Below are 23,679 nucleotides of genomic sequence, written 5' to 3' on the forward strand. Positions count from 1 at the left end.
GTCCGAAGGAATCACCCCCAGTCCTGGAGGGACCACTTCACATGGCCAAGATCATCGCGTTCGACGAGGAGGCGCGGCGCGGCCTCGAGCGCGGCATGAACCAGCTCGCGGACGCCGTCAAGGTGACCCTCGGCCCCAAGGGCCGCAACGTCGTCCTCGAGAAGAAGTGGGGCGCCCCCACGATCACCAACGACGGTGTCTCCATCGCCAAGGAGATCGAGCTCGAGGACCCGTACGAGAAGATCGGCGCCGAGCTGGTCAAGGAAGTCGCCAAGAAGACGGACGACGTCGCCGGTGACGGTACGACCACCGCGACCGTTCTCGCCCAGGCGCTGGTCCGCGAGGGCCTGCGCAACGTGGCCGCCGGCGCCAACCCGATGGCTCTGAAGCGCGGCATCGAGAAGGCCGTCGAGGCCGTCTCCGCCGCCCTGCTGGAGCAGGCGAAGGACGTCGAGACCAAGGAGCAGATCGCCTCCACGGCCTCCATCTCCGCCGCCGACACCCAGATCGGCGAGCTCATCGCCGAGGCCATGGACAAGGTCGGCAAGGAAGGCGTCATCACCGTCGAGGAGTCCCAGACCTTCGGTCTGGAGCTGGAGCTCACCGAGGGTATGCGCTTCGACAAGGGCTACATCTCGGCGTACTTCGCCACCGACATGGAGCGTATGGAGGCCGTCCTCGACGACCCGTACATCCTGATCGCCAACTCCAAGATCTCCTCCGTCAAGGACCTGCTCCCGCTCCTGGAGAAGGTCATGCAGTCGGGCAAGCCGCTGCTGATCATCGCCGAGGACGTCGAGGGCGAGGCCCTGTCGACCCTGGTCGTCAACAAGATCCGCGGCACCTTCAAGTCCGTCGCCGTCAAGGCCCCGGGCTTCGGCGACCGCCGCAAGGCCATGCTCGGCGACATCGCCATCCTCACGGGCGGCGAGGTCATCTCCGAGGAGGTCGGCCTCAAGCTGGAGAACGCCACCCTCGACCTGCTGGGCAAGGCCCGCAAGGTGGTCATCACCAAGGACGAGACCACCATCGTCGACGGTGCCGGCTCCGCCGACCAGGTCCAGGGCCGCGTGAACCAGATCCGCGCCGAGATCGAGAACAGCGACTCCGACTACGACCGCGAGAAGCTCCAGGAGCGCCTGGCCAAGCTCGCGGGCGGCGTGGCCGTCATCAAGGCCGGTGCCGCCACCGAGGTCGAGCTCAAGGAGCGCAAGCACCGCATCGAGGACGCCGTCCGCAACGCGAAGGCGGCCGTCGAGGAGGGCATCGTCGCCGGTGGTGGCGTGGCCCTGCTCCAGGCCTCCCAGGTGTTCGAGAAGCTGGAGCTGGAGGGTGACGAGGCCACCGGTGCCGCCGCTGTGAAGCTGGCCCTGGAGGCCCCGCTGAAGCAGATCGCGGTCAACGCCGGCCTCGAGGGCGGCGTCGTGGTGGAGAAGGTGCGCAACCTGACCCCGGGCCACGGCCTGAACGCCGCGACCGGCGAGTACGTCGACCTGGTCAAGGAAGGCATCATCGACCCGGCGAAGGTGACCCGTTCCGCGCTGCAGAACGCCGCCTCCATCGCCGCGCTGTTCCTCACCACCGAGGCCGTCATCGCCGACAAGCCGGAGAAGGCCGCTGCCCCGGCCGGCGGCGGCATGCCGGGCGGTGACATGGACTTCTGATCGATCCCCGATCGATCCGGTCCTTTTCCGAGGGCGGTATCCCCAGTTCCGGCTGGGGGTGCCGCCCTCGGGCGTGCCCGGGATCACAGGGGGCCGGGCGGTGCGGGCGGAATCCGGCCGGGGGAGGGGCGGTTGACGTGGGAGTGCGTTGAATGCACGCGCACATACCTACCGGTACCACCAGCATCGCTTCGAGGAGCCCCCACGTGACCGTCACCGCCTCCGAAGCCGCCTCCCGCGCGGCCGACATCCTCTCCCGTCCGGCCGTCATCAACGGGCTGACCGTCCCGAACCGCATCGCGATGGCGCCGATGACCCGTGAGTTCTCCCCGGGGGGCGTCCCCGGCGAGGACGTCGCCTCGTACTACGGCCGCCGCGCCGCCGCCGGTGTCGGCCTGATCGTCACCGAGGGCACCTACGTCGGCCACCCCTCCGCCGGGCAGAGCGACCGCGTGCCGCGCTTCCACGGCGAGGAGCAGCTCGCGGGCTGGGCGAAGGTCGCCGAGGCGGTGCACGCGGCGGGCGGCACGATCGTGCCGCAGCTGTGGCACATCGGCATGGTCCGCCGCCAGGGCGAGCCGCCCTTCCCCGAGGCCCCGGCCGTCGGCCCCTCCGGCCTGCGCATCGGTGAGAGCGAGCCGACCGGCAAGGCGATGACCCAGCAGGACGTGGACGACGTCATCGGCGCGTTCGCCGAGGCCGCTGCCGCCGCCGAGCGGATCGGCTTCGACGGCGTGGAGATCCACGGCGCCCACGGCTACCTCGTCGACCAGTTCCTGTGGGCGGGCACCAACCGCCGCACCGACGCCTACGGCGGCGACCCGGTCGCCCGCACCAGGTTCGCGGCGGAGATCGTGGCGGCCGTCCGCGAGACCGTCTCCCCGGACTTCCCCGTGATCTTCCGCTACTCGCAGTGGAAGCAGGACGCCTACGACGCCCGCCTCGCCGAGACCCCCGAGGAGCTGGAGGCCATCCTCACCCCGCTCGCGGCGGCCGGTGTGGACGCCTTCCACGCCTCCACCCGCCGCTACTGGCTCCCCGAGTTCGAGGGCTCCGACCTGAACCTGGCCGGCTGGACCAAGAAGCTCACCGGCAAGCAGGCCATCACCGTCGGCTCGGTCGGCCTGAACGGCGACTTCATCGAGGCGTTCCAGGGCCGGGGCGCCGAGCTGGGCGGCCTCGACGACCTGCTGGACCGCCTGGAGCGCGACGAGTTCGACCTGGTCGCGGTCGGCCGCGCCCTGCTCCAGGACCCGCTGTGGGCCCAGAAGGTCCTCGCGGGCCGCTTCGACGAGCTGGCGCCGTACGACCCGTCGTCGCTGCGGACGCTGAGCTGACGCCCAGGACGTCACGGGCCGCCCATCGGCTCGATGCCGGTCCGCACCGGGTTGTTCCACAGGGTTGTCCCACACGGTTGTTCCACACGGTTGTTCCACACGCGCGGCGTGCGGCCGGTGCGGCCGGGGCGGTGAGCTGGGCGTGGTTCCCAGGGCAGGCCCCGGCTCTGGCCGGACCACGTCTCAGCTGCTGCGACCGACCTTGATCACGTAAACGGTGACAGTGCCGTCCTCCGGTCGATACAGCACGCGCCGGCTTCCCACGCGCCTCCGGTAGTAACCGGAGGCGCCCAGGGCGCGGGCTTCCTGAGGGCGGGGGTCGTCGGCGAGCGCCCGTACCGCGGCGGCAGTTGCCTTGGCTCCTACGGGGTCGGTGACGCGAAGCCGGCGGAATTCGCCCATGGCGTGGTGTTCCCACACCACCACATACGTCACGAAGCGGCTTCCCGCCGGTCTTCTTCCTCCAGCTGGGCCATGAAGTCGTCGTGGGACATCGACGGGCCGCCCGGGGTCGCCTCCCGGGCTCGCGCTTCGGCGATGTCGGCCTCGTCACGGAGCCGCTGCAACTCCTCCAGCTCGCTTATCGGGATGAGCGCGGCGGCGGGCTTGCCGTACTCCGTGATCAGGATGTGCTCCTGGCCGTGCCGGACCCTGCCCACCAGCTGGCCGAGCTGGTTGCGGGCTTCCACGAGCGGATACGTGTCCATGCGAAAACTGTACACACCTGCGTGTGTGTTGCGTACGGCGTGCTCATACGAGTGCTCTCTCCCGGCGGTGGGCCATCGCGGCGCGGATCTCGGCCGCGCGGGCGTGGACCGTGGGGGCGGGCAGGGGTGTGCCGGGGTGAGCCGGGGCGGGTTCGCCCCGGCACGCGCTGCACCGGCCGCCGGGCAGGGCCTCCGGGCTCCCCGGAGCGCGGCAGGTCGCGCACTCCAGCAGGCGCAGGGACGGGCGAGGGGCGGGCGGCGGGGGCGGGAGCTTGCTGCTCAGGCGCTTGTGGACCAGGGCGGCCGGGTGGTGGACGGGGGTCGGCAGACCGGCGGTGAGCGCGCGCAGAACGTCCTCCTCCGAGGCGCCCCGCGCGAACCACTCCGCCACCAGCGGGGCGAGCGCCGCGCAGTCGGCCTGCGAGAGGGACAGCGCCGGGGCCGTGCGGCCGAGGGCGGCGAGGAGGATGTGGGCGCGGGAACGGGTGGGACCGGCGGGCCGTTCCGGCGGGGATTCCCGCTGCTCCGGTACGTCGCCGCGGATGAACGCCGCCCACCAGGCGTCGTCCCGCGCGGTGCGGGAGAACCACGTCCGGGTGACCCAGCGGGAGCCGCCGTCGTCCGCCGTCACCCGCTCCCGGCCCCGGCGCAGGTGGCCCGCCTGCTGGAGGCGGTTGAGGGCCGTACCGAGGGCGCACTGCCCGTACGGGAGCTGCTTGGCCAGCGTCTTCACGGAGACGTCGGCCCCCTCGGGGAGCCGGTCCAGGAAGGCGGCGATGGCGGCCTCGCGGGGCGGGAGGTGCGAGAAGTCGTGCGCCGTGCGGGGGAGTTGGTCCGGGGCGGTGCGCTTGCCGTAACCCGGTTTGGCCATCGGGTGCGGGGGCTGCTGCGCGGGCGGGAAGACGGCACTAAGGTTGGCGTCAGCCATGGGGATCGCCTACTTCGATCTCGGTGGTCAGGCCCCCGCAGGTGTTTGCGGCACCGGGCGGGGGCTGTTGCTTGTTGCCCGCACGCTAGAGGCTTGTCACCGTGCGTGGCAAGCCGAACGCGTGAAGTCAACGCGCAGGGTGGGAGGGTGGGTTGAGACCCACCACCCATTCCTTGAAAAGAGGTCTCGGGTCCCGGTTCCCGAAGCTCAGACGGTCTCGTCCTTGAGGTTTCCGACGAATGCCGCCCAGGCGGCGGCCCGGAACACGAGCTTCGGGCCGTGGGGGTTCTTGGAGTCGCGGACGGGGATGACGGTGGGGTGGCCGACGGCTACTTCGAGGCAGTTGTCGCCGCCTCCACCGCTGTAGCTGGACTTGTGCCAGGTGGCCGTGCTCAGGTCGTGGTCAGGCGTGTTCCTCATGGGCGTAATCCTGCGCCAATGCCTCGACCAGGGCCAGGGAGTTCCCCGGTGGCAGCGCGGAGGCTGCGAGGAGTTCGTAGGTGAACTTCATTTGCCTGACGGTGAGAGGGTCGTCTTCCAGTCGGCCGGTGCCGACCCCTTCGAAATAGACCATCGAAGGGGCGTCCTCGAAGTCCATCAGCTTCAAGGCTCCCTTCATCGCTGTGTGCCCGCCCGCGCTGAACGGGAGCACTTGCGTGATCACCCGGCTTCGCCGGGCCAGATCCGCGATGTGGCGTAGTGCTTCCGCCATCACCGCACGGCCTCCTGTCTCCCGTCGCAGCGCCGCCTCGTCAAGCACCACCCACAACAAGGGCTTTGTTGGGTGGTCAAGCAAGCGAGTCCGGGCCATGCGCCCGTCCACCCACTCGTCGATGGTCTCCTCCGGTGCCGTCGGGTCGTACGCACGGTTCACGGCTCGTGCGTACGCGGGTGTCTGGAGCAGTCCAGGAATCAGCATCGGCGCATATTCCCTGATGGCCGTGGCCACCGCCTCCGCCTCGGCTGCTTCGGCAAAGTGCTCCGGATACTTGGACTTCGCCGCAGCCTTGCAGTTCCGCAGGAAGAAGTCGTCCGTCCCCAGGGCTTCGTCCAGCATCCGCGCGTACTCCGGCTGCATCCTCCGCGTACCGGCCTCCAGTTGCCCGATGAACGAGCCGCTGACGAACAGCCGTTGGCCCAGTTCCTCCTGGCTGAGTCCCGCCTTCTCTCTCGCGTGGCGGAGTTCGGCGCCGAGCAGGGCGCGGGGGGAGGAAGAGGGGTCCAGGTCCTTGGGTCCAGGCATGGCAGGCAACTCCCGATCGCACAGCACGGGTTGTTGGGGCACTCCGTATGGCCAGGTTAGGGGCGGGGCAGACACGCTGTGTGGCGATTCGAAAACTCAGCGTGGAGATGGAGGAAAGGTGCGGTCGACCGAGGATGTCGTGGAGTTGCTGCGGAAGGCCCTCGCGGGCGTCGGAGTGGTGCTGCCGTCGCTGGGTGTGGACCCGGTGACCGGTGCGAGCGACGAGCCGTTCGCCCTGGTGGACCTGGGGCGCTGCAACGTGCGGACGGCCGAGCGGCTGGCGTCGGTGCTGCGCGGGGAGCGGCCGGCGGTCGGCACGCCGGTGGTGGACACGCGGGACGGGCGGCTCGGGGAGGTGATGGAGCACCTCGGCAAGGTGGTGCGGTTGCGGCCCGTCGCCGGGGGCGGGGCGTGGGAGTGCCCGGTGGAGTCGGCGGGACCGGCGGCGCCGGAGGAGGTGCTGCGGACCCGGGTGCGGTGGATGAACCGGCAGAGCGCGGGGGCGTGACGTGGTCGTACGGCCGGTCGGCGTGTATACGCGGGCGTATACTGCGAGGGTGTCCGATGCCATGATCCGAGTGCCCGCCGAGGTGCGTGACCGGCTGGCGGTCATCGCCGAGTCGCGGGGAATGTCGATCCGGTCCCTGGTCCAGGAGTTCGCGGAGTCCACGCTGACCGAGGAGGAGCGCCGGGAGCGGGCCGAGCGCACCCGTGCCTATCTCGCCGAGCACTTCGGAGTCGAGGTGACGGACGAGGAGAGCGCGGCGATGGGCCGCAGGCTGCGGGAGGCGTTCGCCCGGCAGCAGGGCACGGCCGCGTGATCCTGCACCACCTCGTCCTCGACGCCCCGACTCTGCTGGCGCTGACGGGGAACCGGCAGGTGTCCGCGCTGGTCCATCGGGCTCACTTCGAGCCGGACGCCCGGCTGTGGGCGCCGGTGCTGTCGGTCCTCGAAGCGGACCGGGAGCGTCCGGGGATCGCCGAGCATGTCGGGCAACTGGAGGTGATCCACACAGTGGATCTGGACTACCCGGCCGTGCTGGCCGTCGCGGGGATGGGCCGTGACGGTGTGCCGCCGGGGGTCGCCGCCGCGATCCATGCCGCCCGGCACCTGCCCGAGTGGGGTGCGGACGCGCTCGTCGCCACGGTGGACCCGGAGGCGTACGAGGGGCGGGGCGTGGCTTTCCTCGACCTGAACCGCTGAACCGGACGGCGGCGAGGCGGTGGTCCCCGGTCTTCGGGCGGGGTGCCGTGCTCAGGCCGCCGGGCGGGCGATGAACGCGACCTCTTCGCCGTCGTTGTCGAGCGCGATGCTCAGGGAGGCGTCCAGCGCCTGCGCCAGCCGGGGCAGCAGGGGCAGGGTGGGGACGGTGTCGGAGCCTTCGACACGGGAGATCTTCGCCTGGGTGAGGCCAGCGCGCTCGGCGAGCTGCGTCTGGGTCAGCCCGAGCTCCGTGCGGCGGTCGTACATGGCCTTGGCGAAGGCCATGGCCAGCCGGATCTCGGCCCGCTCGGCCGCGACCTCCGGGGACTCGGTGAACCCTTCGGCCGACTGCTTCTCTCGTGCCGGCCTCCAGCGGGTGTGATTCATCGTGCGTCTCCTTCCTCGCCGCGGCGGTACGTCACGTGGGCCGGTCCGTGCCGATCGGCGCGCACTGTACGGGCGGCCACCGCGGGGCCGTGGGGCCCGGGCGGTGTCAACCGGCGTTGCTTTCCCCGCTCTCCCAGCGCAGCAGGTCCCCCGGCTGGCAGTCGAGGGCCTCGCAGAGGGCGGCGAGGGTGGTGAAGCGGACCGCCTTGGCGCGGCCGTTCTTGAGGACGGCGAGGTTGGCGGGGGTGATGCCGACGCGTTCGGCGAGCTCGCCGACGGACATCTTCCGTCTGGCCAGCATCACGTCGATGTCGACGACGATCGGCATCAGATCACCCCGTCCAGTTCCGCCTCCATGCGCGCCGCCTCGGTGTCGCGGGCGACGGCTTGGGCGAGCAGGGCCCGCAGGACGAGCACGACGAGCGCGACCCCGAGGATCGCCAGCACCACCCCGCAGATCAGCAGGACGATACCGGGGGCGACGGCCTCACCCGGCGCGAGGGCGACCGCGAACGCGAACACCACCAGGGCCGCCGCCACGAAGGCGCCGATGACGACGTCCACGTACCGGAAGGCGGCGGGGGAGAACACCGTGCCGCGGCGGGCCATCGTCACCAGGCGCCACACGCAGACCAGGACGACCTGGGCCGTCACCACGCCCAGGACGACGATCGTGAGGTAGGCGGCGGGCGGGTAGGGGAGGTCGGACTCGACCCCGTCGAGGTCGGCGCCCAGCAGCGGCACCATCACCGCCTGCACGAACACCGACCCGGCGAGCAGTGCCACGAGCACGGCCCGCAGCGCCAGCACCGTCAGTTTTCCCATCGCCCTCACTCCAGCTGTCGTTCTATCGAATAGCAATGGGAATCTATCGAAATTCGATAGGAGACGCCAGGGGGGAGGGCGGAGGGAGGACAGGAGGAGGGCAGGGGGAGGGGAGAGTGACGGGCGTCACTCCGATCCGTGTCACATCTCGCCGGGCCGTTCCGTCGTAGGGGTGTAGCGCTACCGAGAACGACACAGACACCAGAGGAAACGGCAGAGGAGCCAGGCATGGAAGCCCGTTTGAACGTCTTCGCCAGCCCGACCGCGCGGACCTTCCTGAAGCACATCGTCACGGCGGGGCGCGCGCTCCAGGCCACCGGCGTGCCGGCCGCGACGCAGGAGCTGGTGAACATCCGCGCGAGCCAGATCAACGGATGCGCCGGCTGCCTGGACATGCACACCAAGGACGCCGCCGCGGCCGGTGAGAGCGCGGTGCGCATCAACCTGGTCGCGACCTGGCGGGAGGCCACGGTCTACACCGAGGCCGAGCGCGCTGCGCTGGAGCTGACGGAGCACGGGACCCGCCTCGCGGACGGGGCCGGGGTCCCGGACGAGGTCTGGGCGAACGCCGCCAAGCACTACGACGAGGAGCAGCTCGTCGCCCTGGTGGCCCAGATCGCCCTGATCAACACCTTCAACCGGCTGAACGTCATCACCCGGCAGCCCGCCGGCGACTACCAGCCCGGCCAGTACGCCAACTTCGCCTAGCCCAGCGGCTCCGCGTCCGCGCGGTCCATGCGGACCGGCGTCCCCCACACCCGCAGCACCTCGTAGTCCGTGAACTCGTGCACGAGGCGGTAGGCCGTGGCGGGGCGCGGTCCGCGCAGCTGGGCGGCGATGTACAGCTCGGCCTCGCGCCGGTCGCGGCGCGGGGTGCCGCACAGCTGCCACGCCTGCCCGTTCCACGCCTCCGGCAGCCAGCGCTGCTGGGGCTGGGGGCGGTCGCCGCGCAGGCCGTAGCGGGAGGGGACCGGCTCGGCGGGGCGGGGCCGGGCGGGACCGCCGCCGTACTCGGCGCGGCGGGCGGCGCGGCGGCGGGTCTCGCACAGCAGGCACAGGTCGGGGGCGGCGGTGTCGACCGGGCCGTTCGGATGCTCCGGGCAGCGGGTGGCCGGCGCCGCCGTCGTGACGCTCTCCTCCAGCAGGTCCAGCGCGCGTTTCAGGTCCGCCTTGACCTCGTGCAGCTTGGCGTCCGGAGTGTCGGCGGTGAGGGCCTCGCCGTGCTCACCGAGGAGACGCAGGGCGCGGCCCAGGGCGGTCAGCTGGGCGTGGTTCATGTTCCTCAGGGTCGCACACGGGACTGACAGAGGCGGGGGCCGTCGCCGTACCGCCCAGGCCGAAGCAGTACGTGGCCAGGAACCCGACCGCGTACCCGGTCAGCAGCCCGCCGCCGTACACCGCCGCCGCCACGGCGGGGCCCGCGTCGCCCGCCAGCAGCGGGAACAGGGCCCAGCCGGAGGGGCCGATCGCGGTCGCGCCCACCTCCGTGCCGCGCATCGCGAACGCGCCGACGAAGGCGCCGCCCGCCGCCCCGCCCACGCACGCCGTGAGGAAGGGGCGGCCGAGGGGGAGGGAGACGCCGTAGATCAGTGGTTCGCCGACGCCGAGGAGTCCGGCCGGGAGCGCGGAGCGGATCGTCGTACGGAGGGAGGTGTCGTGGCGCAGGCGGACGTACACCGCCGCTGCGGCGCCGACCTGGCCCGCGCCCGCCATGGCCAGCAGGGGCAGCAGCACGGTGTGGCCCTGCTGCTCGATGAGGGTGGTGTGCAGGGGGATGAGGGCCTGGTGCAGGCCCAGCATGACCAGGGGGAGGAAGAGGCCGCCGAGCAGTAGGCCGGCCAGGACTCCGGTGTGGGTGAGCAGCCAGGTCGACGCCGTGCCGATCGCCGAGGCGACCTGTCCGGCCGCGTACATGAGGGCGTACAGCGTGACCAGGCCGGAGACCAGGACGGTGAGGGTGGGGGTGAGCAGGACGTCGAGGGTGCCGGGGAGGCGGGCGCGGCACCACCTCTCCACGTACGTGCCCAGCAGCGCCGCCGCCAGCGCGCCCAGCACGCCGCCCTGGCCGGGGGTGAGCGCGGAGCCGAACGCCGTCACCTTCGCCACGCCCGGGTAGACCACGACGGCGGCGACCGCGCCGCCCAGCACCGGGGTGCCGCCGAACTCCCGGGCCGTGTTGTGGCCGACGAACACCGCGATCAGCGCCATGAAGGCGGAGGCGAGGGCGGTCAGGGCGGGGGTGAGGGCGGGCAGCCAGCGCAGGTTCGTCAGCAGACCGGCCACACCCGCGAGGATGCCGCAGCCGATCAGAGCGGGGATGAGGGGGACGAAGACGTTCGCGACGCGGCGCAGGGCCGCCTTGGCGGGGGTCGCGTTGCGCTTCTTCTGACGCTCCTTCAGCTCCGCTCCCCGGCGGGCTAGTTCCTCCGCTGTCGGCGTGCCTGGGAGCGGTTGCTCGGGCTCCGTCGCCGGTGTGCCCGGCAGCAGTCGTTCGAACTCCTCCGTCACCCGGCCCACCACTCCGGGGCCGAGCACGATCTGGTACGACTCCCCGTCCTCGACCACGCCGAGGACGGCGGGCAGCGCCCGCAGGGCCGCCTCGTCGACGCGGGCGCGGTCGGCCAGGGCCAGCCGCAGGCGGGTCACGCAGTGGGCGGCGGAGAGGACGTTGGCGGGGCCGCCGACCAGGGGGAGGAGGGCGGCGGCGGTGGCGCGGGGGTCGGTGTGCACGAGACGAGCGTGCGCGGTGGCCGCGCGCGGCGGCCGGTGCGGCGCGCGGAGGGCCGCCGGAGTCCTCCGGAAGGCGGCGGCCGTCGGGTCGGGGACGGTGAGTGTGGTGGGGCTGGTGGGAGTGGCGTGCGCGTCCTGGGCGCCGGGCAGGGCGCGTTCGCCCTGAAGAGGCGCGTGAGGCCCTCGCGGAGTGCGCGACGTTCGGGGAGCGGTCGCGCCCGCGTCCATCACACTATTGTCCCTCGATGCGGTGAATGGGCGTGTCGCTGTCGGTGATGGGGGCATGCCATTTGTGCACGGTCCGTTACGGCCGTTTCTCTCAGGCGTTTCGTCTGATCCTTTCCCTCTCCCCTGCCGGGCGCGACTCGCTCGGCCCGACCCGTCGTGCCCGCAGCCGGGAGCGGTCCCCCCTCAGCAAGGAGACCAGCCATGGCCGACGAGAACATCAGGAAGATCGAAGCGCAGGTCCAGACCGTCCAGGAGGCGGGCGCCGGCACCGACGGCCTGGTGTACCTGTTCATCGCCGGACGCGAGTTCCTGCTCAGGACGCAGGGCAACGACCAGGAACCGGGTTCCCAGACCTTCGTACTGGGCGAGGACTCCAACGTCCTCAACGCCGCCAGCAACGATCCGCGCGATCCGCAGCTCCGCTCCTCGTTCCTGGACCGGTTCCCGCCCTACGTCCGGTTCCGGCCCGTCGACGAGAACGACGTGTGGCACCTGGAACGCGTGGACGTGACCGTGACCTTCGGTGACGGGAGCGCGCCCGGCACCCGCCGCTACCAGGCCCTCGCCGACGAGGGCGGCAAGAAGCGGACCCTGCGCATGGGGACCCGCTACAGCGAGCGGGTCTACCTCACGCCCTCGAACCCCTGACGGACGCCGGGGCGGTGTTCCGTCCGTCCGCTCGGTCCACTCACGGCGCTCACTGCACTCACGGCGCTCATGGCGCTCACTCTGCCCACTCCACTCACTCAGTCCTCCGCCCGGCGCGCGAGCCAAGGAGCACTCCCATGCCCAATCCCCGGCCCATCGACCCCTCCGTACCCCAGCTGATCTCGCAGATCGAGGTGAAGGTCCAGACCGGTACCGACGCCACCGCGGGCACCAACGGCTGGATCTACCTCGGCATCGGCGGCCGCGAGTTCCTGCTGGACACCGAGGCCGACGACTTCGAGCGGCCCGACCCGCCCACCCGCGTCGACACCTTCGTCCTCGGTGACGGCGCCAACGTCAAGAACCCGGACGACAACGACCCGCGCAAGCCCCAGCTCCAGGTCGCCGACCTGGACCGCTACCCGGCCTACCTCAGCTTCGAACCGGCCGACGACAGCGACAACTGGGAGATCGACTGGGTGAACGTGACCCTCACCGCCACCGGCGGCGGCGTGGTGCGCTTCTACGACTACCGCTCCCCGGTCATCACCGACGACTCCGGCCCCAAGCGGAAGCTGTGGCTGGGCACCTACGCCGGCACCCAGTTGTCCCTCGCCTCGGTCTACTGACCCCTCGCCGCGCGAACAGGAGTCCCGCCATGCCCAACCCCCGCCCCATCGACCCCAACGCACCCCAGCTGATCACCCGGATCGAGGTGAAGACGCAGACCGACACCGCCCCCGGCGCCGGTACCGACGGCTGGGTCTTCCTCGGCCTCGGCGGACGCGAGTTCCAGCTCGACACCGCCGAGAACGACTTCGAACCGCCCACCGGCGGCCGGCCCGCCACGGACACGTTCGTCCTCGGTGAGGGCGCCAACGTCCAGAACGCCGCCGGCAACGACCCGCGCGACCCCCAGCTCCAGGTCGCGGACCTGGACCGCCACCCGGTCTACCTCCGCTTCCAGCCCCGCGCGGCCGACGACGACTGGATCCTCGACCGCGTCGACATCGCCGTCACCGGCACCGGCGGCGGAACCGTCCGCTACTACGACTACCAGGCCCTCAAGGACGACACCGGCGCCCCGAAGAAGACGCTGAAGCTCTCCCGGCGCTCCGGCCGCGTGCTGCACCTCTCCTCCCTGTACTGACGACGTCCCGTCACCACGAAAAGAAACAGGAAGAAGCGGCAAGAAACGGAAGGAAACCGCCATGTCCGAACCCACCCCGCCGCCCGCCCCGCCGGTCACCATCCCGGCCCAGGCCATGCTCATCCACAGCGTCACCAACGGCTACCTCATGCCGGACAACACCAACGACAACACCGAGGACGACGAGGTCGAGATCCACCACGCGGACCCGCTGCCCGCCGGCGCGGCCGTCCTGTGGAGGATCACCCGCCTGAGCAGCGGCTACTACCGCATCGGCACCCCCAACGGCCAGCGGTACCTCACCGTGCAGACCGCGGTCGGGTACAACGCCAACGTCCGCATCCGGAGCAGGGCCGAGAACGACTACCGGCAGCACTGGCAGCTCGTCCCCATCGCCGGGCTGAGCGAGACCGGCACGGCCCCCGTACGGGCCCTGGTCGCCCGGGGCAGCAGCTACGCCCTCGGGGTGCGCGACAGCGGGCTCTCCCTGGGCAGCGAGGTCCGGCTCATCCGCGCCTGGAACAACCAGCCCAGCATCTACCACGCCTGGATGCTCGCCCCCGTCCCGCGGGGCGAAGAGGGCGAGTGACCAAGAGGTCACCACGCCATGCCCCCATCGAGGGGCGACACGTCAACGTCACGTCAACGACACGGCAAGGAGACCGACATGCCCGAACCCCGTCCCTTCGAGGACCCGGTACCGCCCGTCCCGCCGCAGCCGTCCGTCAACATCCCCACGGGCCGGAACGTGTGGATCGACCACCTGGCCAGCTCGCTGCACCTCAACAGCGATGGCTTCCACGGGGCCGCGGACGGACACACGTTCCTGTTCCACGACCGGGACAACACCAACACGCTCGGCGAGATGTGGCAGTTCAAGGCGGCCGGAGACGGCACCTACACCATCACCAACGCCGAGTCGGGCCGCGAGCTGACCCTCGGGGGCTCCGGCCTGAACTACAGGAAGGTCGTCCTCTCCGGCCCCACCTACCCCACCGGCCAGAAGTGGCGCGTGCAGGCGTCGGGCCTGTTCGGCAGCTTCAGCCTGCACCCGGCCGACGACCTCTCGGTCGCCGTCTCCCCGCTCAACAACTCGGACCTGCACCTGTACCTGCTGCCCTTCCAGCAGTACCTGACGCAGTTCTTCAAGGTCGTCGAGCGGAACGTCTGACGGCACCCGCCCCCTCCGACCGGCCGGCCACACCGGGACCCCACGCTGGTGTGGCCGGTCACGCGTGTGCACGTCCCGGTTATTTGCGTTGCCGACCACATATTGGTGGTACGTTTACGTGGTCGGCAACGTAAATGGAGGATGCTGTGGAGAAGCTGTTCACCCCCACCACCGTGGGCCGCCTCAAGCTCGACCACCGGCTGGCCATGGCGCCCATGACCCGCGACCGGGCACGGGCCGACGGCACGCCCACCGGCCTGATGGCCCGGTACTACGCGCAGCGCGCCTCGCTGGGCCTGCTGATCACCGAGGGCACCCAGCCCTCCGAGGACGGCCAGGGCTACCTGCTCACCCCCGGCATCCACACCGAGGACCACGTGGCCGGCTGGCGCCGGGTGGCCGACGCCGTGCACGAGGCGGGCGGGCACCTGTTCATCCAGCTCATGCACACCGGCCGGATGTCCCACCCGGACAACACGCCCCACCACCGCCGGCCGGTCGCCCCCTCGGCGATCGCGCCCGGCGAGCAGATGTTCACCGCCGGCGGCCCGCGGGAGATCCCGGTGCCGCGCGCGCTGACCACCGAGGAGGTGCGGGCCACCGTCGACGACTTCCGCCGGGCCGCCGCCCTCGCGGTGGCCGCCGGTGCCGACGGTGTCGAGATCCACGGCGCCAACGGCTACCTGGTCCACCAGTTCTTCGCGGAGAACGCCAACCGGCGCGCCGACGAGTACGGTGGCGGCATCGAGGGGCGCGCCCGTTTCGGCGTGGAGGTCGCCGCGGCCGTCGCCGCCGAGATCGGCGCGGACCGCACCGGCTTCCGCATCTCGCCCGGCAGCCCCGCGGGCGGTCTGGCCGAGGGCGCGAGCGGCCCCGCGCTCTACCGCCACCTCGTGGCCGAGCTCGCCCGCCTCGACCTGGCCTACCTGCACGTGCTGCACGTCGGGGGCGAGGACCTGCTGCGCGACGTACGGGTCGCCTGGCCGAACGCGCTGCTGGTCAACCGGCCCGGCCGGCCCCGGGAGGCCCTCGCCGCGGACATCGAGGCCGGACTGGCGGACGTCGTACCGGTCGGCTCCTGGGCGCTGGCCAACCCCGACCTCGTGGAGCGGCTGCGGCAGGGCGCGCCCCTGAACGAGCCCGACCCGGCCACCTACTACGGTGGGGACGAGAAGGGGTACACCGACTACCCGACGCTCTCCTGACATCGAGACCACAGGCATGACGGACACGGCATCGGCCGAAGAGGCCACCGACGCGACACAGCAGCCCCTCCAGACCGCGGCCGAGAGGTTCCCGGTGAGCTTCGCGGTGTTCAGCCTCGCCCGCAGACACCGCGCCCTCGCCGCCGAACTGCTCCGCGGAACGGGGCTGTACGTCGGGCAGGAGCTGATGCTGATGCAGCTGTGGGAGCACGACGGCCAGTCGCAGACCAGCCTCGGCAGGACCCTCGGCCTGGACCACTCCACGGTGGCGAAGTCGGTGCGTCGCCTGGAGGAGGCCGGACTCGTCACGCGGGTGCGGTCCGAGCGCGACCGCCGCTCCACGCTGGTCCACCTGACGGAGGCCGGGCGCGGGCTGCGGGCGTCGGTCATGGACGCCTGGGCCCGGCTCGAAGAGGCCACGGTCCAGGGGCTGACGGCGCGGGAGCGCGAACGGTTCGCGGGCCTCGCCCACCGGATCGAGGAGAACCTCGACGCGACCGCCTTGCCGGGTGGCGGGGAAACCGGGTGCTGTTAGGCGGTCGGTCCGGCGTGAGCCGGTGTGCCGGGGGTCCGGCGTGAGCTGGTGTGCCGGGGGTCCGGCGTGAGCTGGTGAGCCGGTGTGCCGGTGGTCCGGCGTGAGCTGGTGAGCCGGTGTGCCGGTGGTCCGGCGTGAGCCGGTGTGCCGGTGGTCCGGCGTGAGCCGGTGTGCCGGTGGTCCGGCCGCGAGACCCGCCTGGACGCCGGTGCCCGTCGACCCGGACCGTGCCTCGGCGCGGCGCGCTTTCGCGCCGTGCCGGGGGCGTGCGGGCCCAGGCCGACGGGAGCGGCCGTGTATCAGCTGTCGGCTATCGACTATCGGCCATCAGCTGGCGTCGTCGACGCCGCCGTTGTCGAGTTCACTCGGGTCGGCGGTGTAGGTGCGGTGGTAGAGCTTGTTGTCGCGGCCACGGGCGAACAGTTCGATGTTGCCGGGCGCGCGGGAGACCGCGGCGAGGTTGTCGTCGGTGTTGCTGATGCCCAGGTCGTTCCACTCGCTCCAGGTCTGGCCGTTCCAGAAGCGGTGCAGGACCTGGTGGTCGCGGCCCTTGGCGAAGACGTCCAGTCGGTCGGGGCCCCAGGTGGCCAGGGCCGGGCCGGAGATGAAGTTGGAGCCGATGTCGTGCCACTTGGACCAGGTGCTGCCGTTGCAGACGCGGTGCCACAGGGTGTTGGTGGCCGCGCCGCGGGCGACGAGGTCCACCCGGCCGCTGCTCCAGGACGCCGCGGCGACGGTGCCCTGGATGGTGCCGCCGATGTTCTTGAGCGGCTGCCAGCCGCTGCCGGTGGCGGTGCCGTGCAGGACCTGGTTGCTGCCGTTGAGGGTGAACATGTCGTAGCGGCCCTCCTGGGAGGAGGCGGCCGCGATGCCGGCCCACGCCGTCCCGGCGTCGTAGGTCTTGGACCAGTCCTTTTCCCAGCCGCTGCCGTCGATGTAGGACCTGCGGTAGACGGACTGGCTGCCGCCGACAACGTAGACGGTGTAGTGCTCCGGCTTGCCGGACAGGATCGCCGGGTCATAGGTCGTCGTCCCGCCCAGGGAGCCCCAGTCACCCCAGCCGCTGCCGTCGGTGTACGACCGGTAGACGATCTCGTTCTTGGTGCCGCGCGCCACCACGGTGATCCGCTCCTTCACCCGTGAGGCCGCGCTGGGGGCCGAGATGATCGTCCCGCCCAGGTCCTTCCAGTCGCTCCACGTACCCATGTGGTCCTCTCCCCTTCGTCGCGCGTCACGCGTCATGTCATGCGTCATGCGTTGTCTGATGCAGTCGGCGGGCCGGTGGACGCCGGCCTCGCCGCTGACAGGCTGCGCCGCCTCTGAGCAGGGGAAACAGTGAGCCCGCTCGAATCACCGGAGAGCGTGGTTCTTGCCCGCTTCCCGCCTGTGGCGGGCAGGAGACCTGCTAAGGGCCCGGCGGGGTGATGGGGTGACGGCGGAATGGTGCGGTGGGGGTGGTGCGGTGGTGCGATGGGGTGGGGGAGCTCAGCCGGCCGCCGCGGCGAGCGCGGCGCGCAGCCGGCCGCCGGAGTCCTCCAGGAGGCGGGCCGCCGACGGGCCGTCGACGTCCGCCAGCAGGATCAGGATGGCGTGCTTGACCTCGCCGTCGGCGGCGGCCAGGGCGCGTTCGATCTCCTCGTCGCCGGCGCCGGTGGCCAGGGCGACGATCCGGCGGGAGCGGGCACGCAGCTTGTCGTTGGAGGCGCGGACGTCGACCATCAGGTTCCCGTAGGTCTTGCCCAGCCGGATCATCGTGATCGTCGAGATCATGTTGAGGACCAGCTTCTGGGCGGTGCCCGCCTTCAGCCGGGTGGAGCCGGTGATCAGCTCCGGGCCGGTGACGACCTCGATGCCGTGCTCGGCCGCCGCCGCGAGGGCGCTGCCCGCGTTGCAGGCCAGGCCGATGGTGAGGGCGCCGAGGGCGCGGGCGTGCTCGACGGCGCCGACCGCGTACGGGGTGCGGCCGGAGGCCGAGACGCCGACCACCGTGTCGTCCGGGGTGAGCGCGAGGGCGTCGAGGTCGGCGCGGGCCAGCTCCCGGGAGTCCTCTGCGCCCTCGACCGGCGTGACCATCGCCTCGGGGCCGCCCGCGATCAGGCCGGTGACCTGGCCGGGGGCGGTGTTGAAGGTGGGCGGGCACTCGGAGGCGTCCAGCACGCCGAGGCGGCCGGCCGTGCCGGCGCCCGCGTAGACCAGCCGGCCGCCGCGCGCCATCCGGGCGGCGACGGCGTCGATGGCGGCGGCGATCTCGGGGAGCCGCGCGGCGACCGCGGCGGGCACGGTGGCGTCCTCGCCGTTCATCAGCCGGGCGATCTCCAGAGTGGGCAGGCGGTCGATGCCGGACAGCTCGGGCCGGAACGCCTCGGTGGCCAGGTGCTCCAACTGGGCGCGCAGATCACCGGGGTGGGAGGGGGAGGGGGAGGTCATGGCGGGGGCGGCTCTCTTCGGTTGCTTTCCGGGAAACGGCGGTGCGGTGCGGTACCGGGTGGCGTGGTGCGGTACCGGGTGGCGTGGTGCGGTACCGGACGGTGCCGGGCGGCCCTGCGGTCTACCCGCGGCGCGTTCCGTGCCGGTGCGCGAGCGCCTCGTACGACGCCGCCAGCGCGGGGCCCGCCGTGTCGTACGTCCGCTGCGCCACCCCCACGAACAGGCAGTCCACGACGAGGAGCTGACTGGTGCGGGAGGACATCGCCGCCGGGCGCAGTTCGGTCTCCCGGGAGGTGGCGGTGGTCAGCACGTGGTCGGCGTACTGCGTGACGGGGCTGTCGGGACGGCCGGTGATCGCGACGGTGGTCGCCCCGTGCTCGAAGGCGACCCGCAGCGGCTCGATGACGTCGCCGGTCGAGCCGGAGTGGGTGATGGCGACGGCCACGTCCCCGGTGCGCAGCTGGACGGCGTTGGTGACGGCCAGGTGCGGATCGCCGGGGGCGTGGGCTATCAGTCCTATGCGCAGGAGCTTCTGGGTGAGGTCCTGGGCGACCAGACCGGAGGCGCCGATGCCGTACACGTCGGTGCGGCGGGCGCCGGCCAGCGCGGTGACGGCCGCGCCGAGCTGGACGGTGTCCAGGCCGGCGGCGGTGTCGGCGAGGGTCTGCTGCTCGTCGTAGGCGAGCTTGGCGACGACGTCGCCGATCGGGTCGTCGACCGCGATGTCGGTGGTGATCGCGGGGGAGCGGCCGGACTGCTGCTGGGCGGCGAGCCCGGCCAGCGCCAGGCGCAGGTCCCGGTAGCCGGGGTAGCCGAGCAGCCGGGCGGTGCGGACGACGGTGGCCTCGCTGGTGCCGGTGCGTGCGGCGAGGCCGGTGACGGTGAGGGCCGCGCAGCCGGCCGGGTCGCCCGCCACGGCCTCGGCGACGCGCTGCATCGAGCGGGTCATCGAGGGGGCCAGCGTGCGCACCTTGGCCACGAGCGCGGCGGGCACGGGATGCGCGGGATGCGCGGGAGGAGCGGGAGGCGCGGGAGGCGCGGGAGGAGAGGGATGCGCGGGAGGCGCGGGATGCGCGAAAGTTTCCTTCACCTTCTCGGTCACCTGTGAAAGATATTTTCGGTTCGGCGCCGGGGTCAAGAGTGCGCACAATGGGTGCATGGACCCCATCAGCCCCCTGGAGCAGGCGTTGCACGCGGCGCGCGCCCTCGTGCTCGCCGACCTGGTCGCGGGCGAGGTCGCCGAGGCGGACGTGGTGTCCCTCGTCGAGGACTCCGTCGCCCAGCGGCGCTGGTGGGTCGAACAGTGGCCGGACGGCGTCGAGTACGTCGCCGGCCTGGTCGCCCAGGACGTGCAGGACGCCCTGCTGGAGCGGTACGGCCGCTGGCCGCTGTGCCCGGTGTGCGGCTCCGGCGACCCGCACGCCCTGGACGTCGAGCCCGAACTCGGGCCCGATCCGCACTGGGTGTGCGCCAAGGCGGGCGTGAAGGTCGCCGCGGTCGGCTCGCTGGGCACCGCCACCGGCACGACGCCGACCTCGTGAGGTTCCCTGTGCCGGTCCTCGTGAGGTTCTCTGTGCCGGTCCTCGTGAGGTGCCCTGTGCCGGTCCTCGTGAGGCCCCTCGCGCCGGTCCTCGTGACGGGACCCGTCACGAGTCCCGTCACGAGTCCCGTGACGGGTCCCGTGACGGACTCCGCCCCGGCGAGCGCGCCATGACCGTCTACATCGACCCGCCCGCGTGGCCGGGCCACGGCCGGATGTGGTCGCACCTCGTCAGCGACGTCTCCTACGAGGAGCTGCACGCGTTCGCCGCGCGGCTCGGCGTCCCCCGGCGGGCCTTCGACCGCGACCACTACGACATCCCGGCCCACCGCTACGCCGACGCGGTGCGCGCCGGTGCCGTCGAGACCGGCAGCCGCGAGGTGGTGCGGCTGCTGCGCGCCGCCGGGCTGCGGCGGCCCAAGCGGCGGGATCAGCCGCGCAGTTCGTAGGCGGGTTCCTCCCCGTCCGCGGCGACCCGGGTGAAACCGGCGCGGGCGAGGACGCGCTGGGAGGCGGTGTTGCCGGGCTCGGTCCTCGCGAACACGCTCGTCACGTCCTCGCGGGCCAGCGCCCACGCCGACAGCGCGCGCAGCGCCTCGGTGGCGAAGCCGTGGCCGCGGGCGGCCTCGACGAGGTCGTAACCGATCTCCACGCGGCCGTCCTCGTCCGGCGGGCCGTGGAAGCCCATCGCACCGACCGCCCGGTCGTCCTCCCGCCGGACCAGCGCGAACATCCCCCACTCCGGCCGCAGCAGGCCCTCCTCGTACTGCTTCACCATGATCCCGGCGCCCTCGCGGGTGCCCTCGAACGGCCCGTCCCCCGCCCACGTGAACCCGCCGTCCCCGCCCACGGCCAGATCCGCGGCGGACGCGGGGGTGATGCCTTCGAGGGTGAGCCGGTCGCCGCCGATCACCAGGTTGTTGTGCCAGCGCCACTCGGTGACCGGGGCGCGGCCGGGCAGCTCGCCGCGGCCGGTCGCCCACAGCAGGGTGGGCCAGGGGGCGGGGCCGGGCCGGACGTCGGGGAAGATCCGGGTCAGGACGTAGGAGACCGTCTCGGCGGGCGGCTCGTAGTCCAGCCCGAGGCCGTGGGCGATGTCGTGGGTGTGCAGCAGTACCTCGGCGATGCCCATGGCGGCGAAGCCCTCGCGGTTCGCGCTGCGGAAGGGGTACGAGTGGAAGGCGCGGACGTCGCGCGGGGTGGTGCGGACGGTGGCGGAGAGCAGGCCGCCCATCGCCTCGATCACCCGTAGCGCGCCCTCGTTGCCGGTGCCCTCCTCCAAGCTGATCTCGAAGGGGACGTAACCGTCGGCCGCCCGTCCGGTGAGCTGGCCCGCGTAGCCGACGAGACACTCCGCGATGTGCACCGCCGTCATGCGGCAGCTCCACTCCAGCCCCCGGGCCCGCACCTGCTCCCAGTCCCGGTCCGTCGCCGTCCGCAGCAGCGCCACGGCGCTCGCGACGGCCTCGTCCACCCGTTCCCCGCCCGTGTTCCGCATATGCGGCAGGCTACGGGGTGGTGCGGTCGCCGGGCGACGGGTTATCGGGTGATGCCCGGCTCCGGGCACGGGTGTTCACGGTGCGGCCCGCCGTGGCACGATCACGCTGTGAGCAGCAGAGGCCACGGCGACGGCGACGGCAGCGGCAGCGGCAGCGGCCGTCCGGCTGGTGACGGTGACCAGCGTCTGCGCGACCTGGCGCTGCTGCGCCGCGTCCGCGACCGGATCGACCGGGAGTACGCCCAGCCGCTGGACGTCGAGGCGCTCGCCCGCGGCGTGCACATGTCGGCCGGGCACCTCAGCCGCGCGTTCAAGGCCGCCTTCGGCGAGTCGCCGTACAGCTATCTGATGACGCGGCGCATCGAGCGGGCGATGACGCTGCTGCGCCGCGGCGACCTCAGCGTCACCGAGGTCTGCTTCGCGGTCGGCTGCTCCTCGCTGGGCACCTTCAGCACGCGCTTCAGCGAACTGGTCGGCGTACCGCCCAGCGTCTACAAGCGCGAGGCGGCCCGTACGACGGCGGGGATGCCGCCGTGCGTGGCGAAACAGGTGACCAGGCCGGTCAGGGACACGGGCGACCGGAACGGCCGGGGACAGGGCTGACCGGGCCGTTCCGGTCGACCGCGTCCCTGACCGGCGCCCGGCGAGGGATCAGGGCAGAGCCAGCAGGTCCAGTTCGGCGGTGAGGTTGTAGCGGGCGGTCGCCTCCCACTTCTCCCGGCCGTACGGCGTCCTGAACAGCCGTGGCAGGTCCAGCAGGTGGCGCAGTACGGCGGCGCGGCCCTCGCGGAAGGCGTCGCCCGGCACGAAGTGGTACTCCTCGCGGACGGCCGCGGTGTAGGCGGCGTACGCCGACGGCGGCGCGGCGAGGATCGCCAGGTCCGCGTCGCACAGCACCTCGCCGTCGCGGTCGCCGTCGGCCGGGTCGTGGGTGACGGTGAGCCGGACCAGGCGGGCGACCTCGGCCGTCTTCGCCCCGGACACCCCGGCCTCGGGCAGGGCGCGCTCGGCCAGGCGGGCCGACCGCTCCTCGTTCTCGGAGCGGTCGGGCAGATAGACGGCGTCGTGGAACCACGCGGCCAGCCGGACCACGTCCGGGTCGGCCGCGTACTCCTCCAGCACGTCGACGTGGTCCAGGACCGCGGTGAGGTGGGTGAGCGTGTGGTACCGGCGCTGCGGCTCCCGCCAGCGGGCGAGCAGGTTCTCGGCGTACGGCGCCGGGTCGGGGCCGGAGCCGGGACCGGTGCCCCGGGCTCCTTCCAGGGCGCGGGCGAAGCGGGAGCGCAGGGCGTCGAGATCGGCCATGCGCCCATTGTCTCCGTCGTTCCGTTCTCCCGTAGTCCTGTAGTCCCGTTCTCCCTCCCGTAGTTCCGTTCTCCCGGTTCTCCCGTAGTTCCGTTCTCCCGTTCTCCCGCAGTCCCGTAGCCCTGTAGTCCGGTTGTTCCGTGACGGGGCCCGCGCCCGCCCCTAGCGTGGGACTCATGACGACACCTGCCGATCTGCCCGACGTCCGTGACCCCGAGCTGCCCGGGCGGCTCCTGACCACCGAGCGGGACGCGCTCGTGCCGCTGCTGCGCTCCCGGAAGGACGAGGATTTCGCGCTGCCGGTGGCGGCCTGTCCCGGCTGGACGGTGCGGGATGTGCTCGCGCACTGCTCGTCCGCGCTGGTCCGGGTGGTGGAGGGGCGTCTGGGGGAGGGCGTCTTCTCCCCCGAGTCGAACGACCGCGACATCGCCGAACGCGCCGGCTGGACGAACGCACAGGTCGTCGACGAGCTGGAGCGCGCCATGACCGAGGCGGGCCCGGTGATCGCCCGCTCGGACGGCGGCCTGGACTCGGTCGCGCTGGGCGAGTGGGTGCACGCCGGTGACGTGCGCGAGGCCCTCGGGGAGCCGGGGGCGTACGCGGGGCCCGGCCTGCCGGACGCACTCACGCTGCTCGCCGTCGTCACCCGCGACCGCGGCGGCGTCCCGCTCCATGCCGACCTCGACGACGTGGACGAGCCGCTGAAGCTGGGCGAGGCGAGCGGTGAGCGGCCCCCGGGGCGTTTCATCGGCGACGCCGCCACGCTCGTACGGCTGTGCATGGGCCGGCCGGTGGACGGGGCCGCGTACGAGCTGGCGGGGGTGGAGGAGCGGGAGCTGAACATCCTCGGGTGAGACAGGGTCCCGTGTGATCCGGGGCCCGGGAGGCCCGGGGGCGTAGTCTTGGACCAGATTGGACTAGACCTGTAGCCGCCGACGTATCCGACG

General features: G+C 72.3%; 32 protein-coding genes. 17 read left to right on the top strand and 15 right to left on the bottom strand.

All coding sequences use genetic code 11. The annotated features are described in order from the left end of the window. Positions 1-41 precede the first annotated feature (41 nt). Positions 42-1,664 (top strand): chaperonin GroEL, encoded by a 1,623-nt coding sequence (groL, locus tag ABZ340_RS01825; protein WP_358779749.1) that lies wholly within the window; start codon positions 42-44, stop codon positions 1,662-1,664. A 206-nt stretch (positions 1,665-1,870) separates the two neighbouring features. Next, on the top strand, positions 1,871-3,001 hold the full coding sequence (locus tag ABZ340_RS01830) for an NADH:flavin oxidoreductase (protein ID WP_358779750.1): 1,131 nt from the start codon (positions 1,871-1,873) through the stop codon (positions 2,999-3,001). Between the two features lie 183 nt (positions 3,002-3,184). Here ABZ340_RS01830 and ABZ340_RS01835 read toward each other — a convergent pair whose 3' ends face one another. From ABZ340_RS01835 to ABZ340_RS01855, 5 genes are all read right to left on the bottom strand, one after another. Beyond that, positions 3,185-3,436, bottom strand: a complete 252-nt coding sequence (locus ABZ340_RS01835; RefSeq protein WP_358779751.1) for a type II toxin-antitoxin system RelE/ParE family toxin — start codon at positions 3,434-3,436, stop codon at positions 3,185-3,187. After that, a complete protein-coding gene (locus tag ABZ340_RS01840; protein WP_358779752.1) occupies positions 3,433-3,708 on the bottom strand; it encodes a type II toxin-antitoxin system Phd/YefM family antitoxin in 276 nt (91 codons plus the stop codon). The genes ABZ340_RS01835 and ABZ340_RS01840 overlap by 4 nt, the downstream gene beginning before the upstream one ends. Before the next feature lie 43 nt (positions 3,709-3,751). Continuing rightward, entirely contained in the window at positions 3,752-4,636 is an 885-nt protein-coding gene (locus ABZ340_RS01845; protein WP_358779753.1) for a hypothetical protein, read from the bottom strand. A 207-nt stretch (positions 4,637-4,843) separates the two neighbouring features. Continuing rightward, the gene (locus ABZ340_RS01850) at positions 4,844-5,056 is read right to left on the bottom strand and encodes a DUF397 domain-containing protein (protein ID WP_358779754.1); all 213 of its coding nucleotides are present in this window, start codon (positions 5,054-5,056) and stop codon (positions 4,844-4,846) included. After that, positions 5,040-5,879 (bottom strand): helix-turn-helix transcriptional regulator, encoded by an 840-nt coding sequence (locus ABZ340_RS01855; protein WP_358779755.1) that lies wholly within the window; start codon positions 5,877-5,879, stop codon positions 5,040-5,042. The genes ABZ340_RS01850 and ABZ340_RS01855 overlap by 17 nt, the downstream gene beginning before the upstream one ends. A gap of 118 nt (positions 5,880-5,997) precedes the next feature. On the opposite strand from ABZ340_RS01855, the gene ABZ340_RS01860 reads away from it, so the two are divergent. The 3 genes from ABZ340_RS01860 to ABZ340_RS01870 are packed head-to-tail and all read left to right on the top strand — an operon-like array spanning position 5,998 to position 7,083. Further along, positions 5,998-6,387 carry a hypothetical protein gene (locus ABZ340_RS01860; RefSeq protein WP_358779756.1) on the top strand — a complete coding sequence of 130 codons (390 nt, stop codon included), beginning with the start codon at positions 5,998-6,000 and terminating at the stop codon, positions 6,385-6,387. Between the two features lie 49 nt (positions 6,388-6,436). After that, the gene (locus tag ABZ340_RS01865) at positions 6,437-6,700 is read left to right on the top strand and encodes a hypothetical protein (protein WP_358779757.1); all 264 of its coding nucleotides are present in this window, start codon (positions 6,437-6,439) and stop codon (positions 6,698-6,700) included. Further along, a complete protein-coding gene (locus ABZ340_RS01870; RefSeq protein WP_358779758.1) occupies positions 6,697-7,083 on the top strand; it encodes a hypothetical protein in 387 nt (128 codons plus the stop codon). Before ABZ340_RS01865 ends, ABZ340_RS01870 begins: the two co-directional genes overlap by 4 nt. Before the next feature lie 51 nt (positions 7,084-7,134). On the opposite strand, the gene ABZ340_RS01875 is transcribed toward ABZ340_RS01870, so the two are convergent. From ABZ340_RS01875 to ABZ340_RS01885, 3 genes are all read right to left on the bottom strand, one after another. Then, positions 7,135-7,470: a helix-turn-helix transcriptional regulator gene (locus ABZ340_RS01875; protein ID WP_358779759.1), complete on the bottom strand. Its 336-nt coding sequence runs from the start codon at positions 7,468-7,470 to the stop codon at positions 7,135-7,137. 106 nt (positions 7,471-7,576) lie between these two features. After that, positions 7,577-7,798 (bottom strand): helix-turn-helix transcriptional regulator, encoded by a 222-nt coding sequence (locus ABZ340_RS01880; protein ID WP_358779760.1) that lies wholly within the window; start codon positions 7,796-7,798, stop codon positions 7,577-7,579. Then, entirely contained in the window at positions 7,798-8,295 is a 498-nt protein-coding gene (locus ABZ340_RS01885; protein ID WP_358779761.1) for a DUF2975 domain-containing protein, read from the bottom strand. Before ABZ340_RS01885 ends, ABZ340_RS01880 begins: the two co-directional genes overlap by 1 nt. A 228-nt stretch (positions 8,296-8,523) precedes the next feature. Between ABZ340_RS01885 and ABZ340_RS01890 the strand changes: the two genes are divergently transcribed. Next, on the top strand, positions 8,524-9,003 hold the full coding sequence (locus ABZ340_RS01890; protein WP_358779762.1) for a carboxymuconolactone decarboxylase family protein: 480 nt from the start codon (positions 8,524-8,526) through the stop codon (positions 9,001-9,003). On the opposite strand, the gene ABZ340_RS01895 is transcribed toward ABZ340_RS01890, so the two are convergent. Then, the gene (locus ABZ340_RS01895) at positions 9,000-9,572 is read right to left on the bottom strand and encodes a hypothetical protein (RefSeq protein WP_358779763.1); all 573 of its coding nucleotides are present in this window, start codon (positions 9,570-9,572) and stop codon (positions 9,000-9,002) included. The genes ABZ340_RS01890 and ABZ340_RS01895 overlap by 4 nt on opposite strands. Further along, entirely contained in the window at positions 9,520-11,025 is a 1,506-nt protein-coding gene (locus tag ABZ340_RS01900; protein ID WP_358779764.1) for a PTS transporter subunit EIIC, read from the bottom strand. Before ABZ340_RS01900 ends, ABZ340_RS01895 begins: the two co-directional genes overlap by 53 nt. A 429-nt stretch (positions 11,026-11,454) precedes the next feature. Between ABZ340_RS01900 and ABZ340_RS01905 the strand changes: the two genes are divergently transcribed. The 7 genes from ABZ340_RS01905 to ABZ340_RS01935 all read left to right on the top strand — a co-directional run bounded on the left by ABZ340_RS01905 (position 11,455) and on the right by ABZ340_RS01935 (position 15,962). Then, positions 11,455-11,901 carry a hypothetical protein gene (locus tag ABZ340_RS01905; RefSeq protein WP_358779765.1) on the top strand — a complete coding sequence of 149 codons (447 nt, stop codon included), beginning with the start codon at positions 11,455-11,457 and terminating at the stop codon, positions 11,899-11,901. Positions 11,902-12,038: 137 nt separating this feature from the next. After that, positions 12,039-12,530, top strand: coding sequence for a hypothetical protein (locus ABZ340_RS01910; protein ID WP_358779766.1), 492 nt, complete (start codon positions 12,039-12,041; stop codon positions 12,528-12,530). A 29-nt stretch (positions 12,531-12,559) separates the two neighbouring features. Further along, on the top strand, positions 12,560-13,051 hold the full coding sequence (locus tag ABZ340_RS01915; protein ID WP_358779767.1) for a hypothetical protein: 492 nt from the start codon (positions 12,560-12,562) through the stop codon (positions 13,049-13,051). Between the two features lie 61 nt (positions 13,052-13,112). Further along, entirely contained in the window at positions 13,113-13,640 is a 528-nt protein-coding gene (locus tag ABZ340_RS01920; protein WP_358779768.1) for a hypothetical protein, read from the top strand. Between the two features lie 78 nt (positions 13,641-13,718). Further along, positions 13,719-14,222, top strand: coding sequence for an RICIN domain-containing protein (locus ABZ340_RS01925; protein WP_358779769.1), 504 nt, complete (start codon positions 13,719-13,721; stop codon positions 14,220-14,222). A 134-nt stretch (positions 14,223-14,356) separates the two neighbouring features. After that, a complete protein-coding gene (locus tag ABZ340_RS01930; protein ID WP_358779770.1) occupies positions 14,357-15,427 on the top strand; it encodes an alkene reductase in 1,071 nt (356 codons plus the stop codon). 16 nt (positions 15,428-15,443) lie between these two features. Then, positions 15,444-15,962, top strand: coding sequence for a MarR family transcriptional regulator (locus tag ABZ340_RS01935; RefSeq protein ID WP_358779771.1), 519 nt, complete (start codon positions 15,444-15,446; stop codon positions 15,960-15,962). A 327-nt stretch (positions 15,963-16,289) separates the two neighbouring features. On the opposite strand, the gene ABZ340_RS01940 is transcribed toward ABZ340_RS01935, so the two are convergent. The 3 genes from ABZ340_RS01940 to ABZ340_RS01950 form a co-directional block, all read right to left on the bottom strand. Further along, positions 16,290-17,168 carry a hypothetical protein gene (locus ABZ340_RS01940; protein WP_358779772.1) on the bottom strand — a complete coding sequence of 293 codons (879 nt, stop codon included), beginning with the start codon at positions 17,166-17,168 and terminating at the stop codon, positions 16,290-16,292. A gap of 279 nt (positions 17,169-17,447) precedes the next feature. Further along, the gene (murQ, locus tag ABZ340_RS01945; protein ID WP_358779773.1) at positions 17,448-18,389 is read right to left on the bottom strand and encodes an N-acetylmuramic acid 6-phosphate etherase; all 942 of its coding nucleotides are present in this window, start codon (positions 18,387-18,389) and stop codon (positions 17,448-17,450) included. A 121-nt stretch (positions 18,390-18,510) separates the two neighbouring features. After that, the gene (locus ABZ340_RS01950) at positions 18,511-19,338 is read right to left on the bottom strand and encodes a MurR/RpiR family transcriptional regulator (RefSeq protein WP_358779895.1); all 828 of its coding nucleotides are present in this window, start codon (positions 19,336-19,338) and stop codon (positions 18,511-18,513) included. A gap of 208 nt (positions 19,339-19,546) precedes the next feature. Between ABZ340_RS01950 and ABZ340_RS01955 the strand changes: the two genes are divergently transcribed. Next, a complete protein-coding gene (locus tag ABZ340_RS01955; protein WP_358779774.1) occupies positions 19,547-19,930 on the top strand; it encodes a hypothetical protein in 384 nt (127 codons plus the stop codon). A 169-nt stretch (positions 19,931-20,099) separates the two neighbouring features. Beyond that, positions 20,100-20,378 (top strand): DUF4031 domain-containing protein, encoded by a 279-nt coding sequence (locus tag ABZ340_RS01960; RefSeq protein ID WP_358779775.1) that lies wholly within the window; start codon positions 20,100-20,102, stop codon positions 20,376-20,378. Here the strand turns inward: ABZ340_RS01960 and ABZ340_RS01965 are convergent. Then, positions 20,360-21,427 (bottom strand): GNAT family N-acetyltransferase, encoded by a 1,068-nt coding sequence (locus ABZ340_RS01965; RefSeq protein WP_358779776.1) that lies wholly within the window; start codon positions 21,425-21,427, stop codon positions 20,360-20,362. The genes ABZ340_RS01960 and ABZ340_RS01965 overlap by 19 nt on opposite strands. A gap of 186 nt (positions 21,428-21,613) precedes the next feature. Between ABZ340_RS01965 and ABZ340_RS01970 the strand changes: the two genes are divergently transcribed. After that, a complete protein-coding gene (locus ABZ340_RS01970; RefSeq protein WP_358779896.1) occupies positions 21,614-22,030 on the top strand; it encodes a helix-turn-helix transcriptional regulator in 417 nt (138 codons plus the stop codon). A 48-nt stretch (positions 22,031-22,078) separates the two neighbouring features. On the opposite strand, the gene ABZ340_RS01975 is transcribed toward ABZ340_RS01970, so the two are convergent. Next, positions 22,079-22,732, bottom strand: a complete 654-nt coding sequence (locus ABZ340_RS01975; RefSeq protein WP_358779777.1) for a hypothetical protein — start codon at positions 22,730-22,732, stop codon at positions 22,079-22,081. Between the two features lie 176 nt (positions 22,733-22,908). Between ABZ340_RS01975 and ABZ340_RS01980 the strand changes: the two genes are divergently transcribed. Next, complete coding sequence (locus ABZ340_RS01980; protein ID WP_358779778.1) at positions 22,909-23,586, top strand: maleylpyruvate isomerase family mycothiol-dependent enzyme; 678 nt, start codon at positions 22,909-22,911, stop codon at positions 23,584-23,586. The last annotated feature ends 93 nt before the right edge of the window (positions 23,587-23,679 follow it).

The organism is Streptomyces sp. NPDC006134 (assembly GCF_040628835.1).
GTDB lineage: Bacteria > Actinomycetota > Actinomycetes > Streptomycetales > Streptomycetaceae > Streptomyces.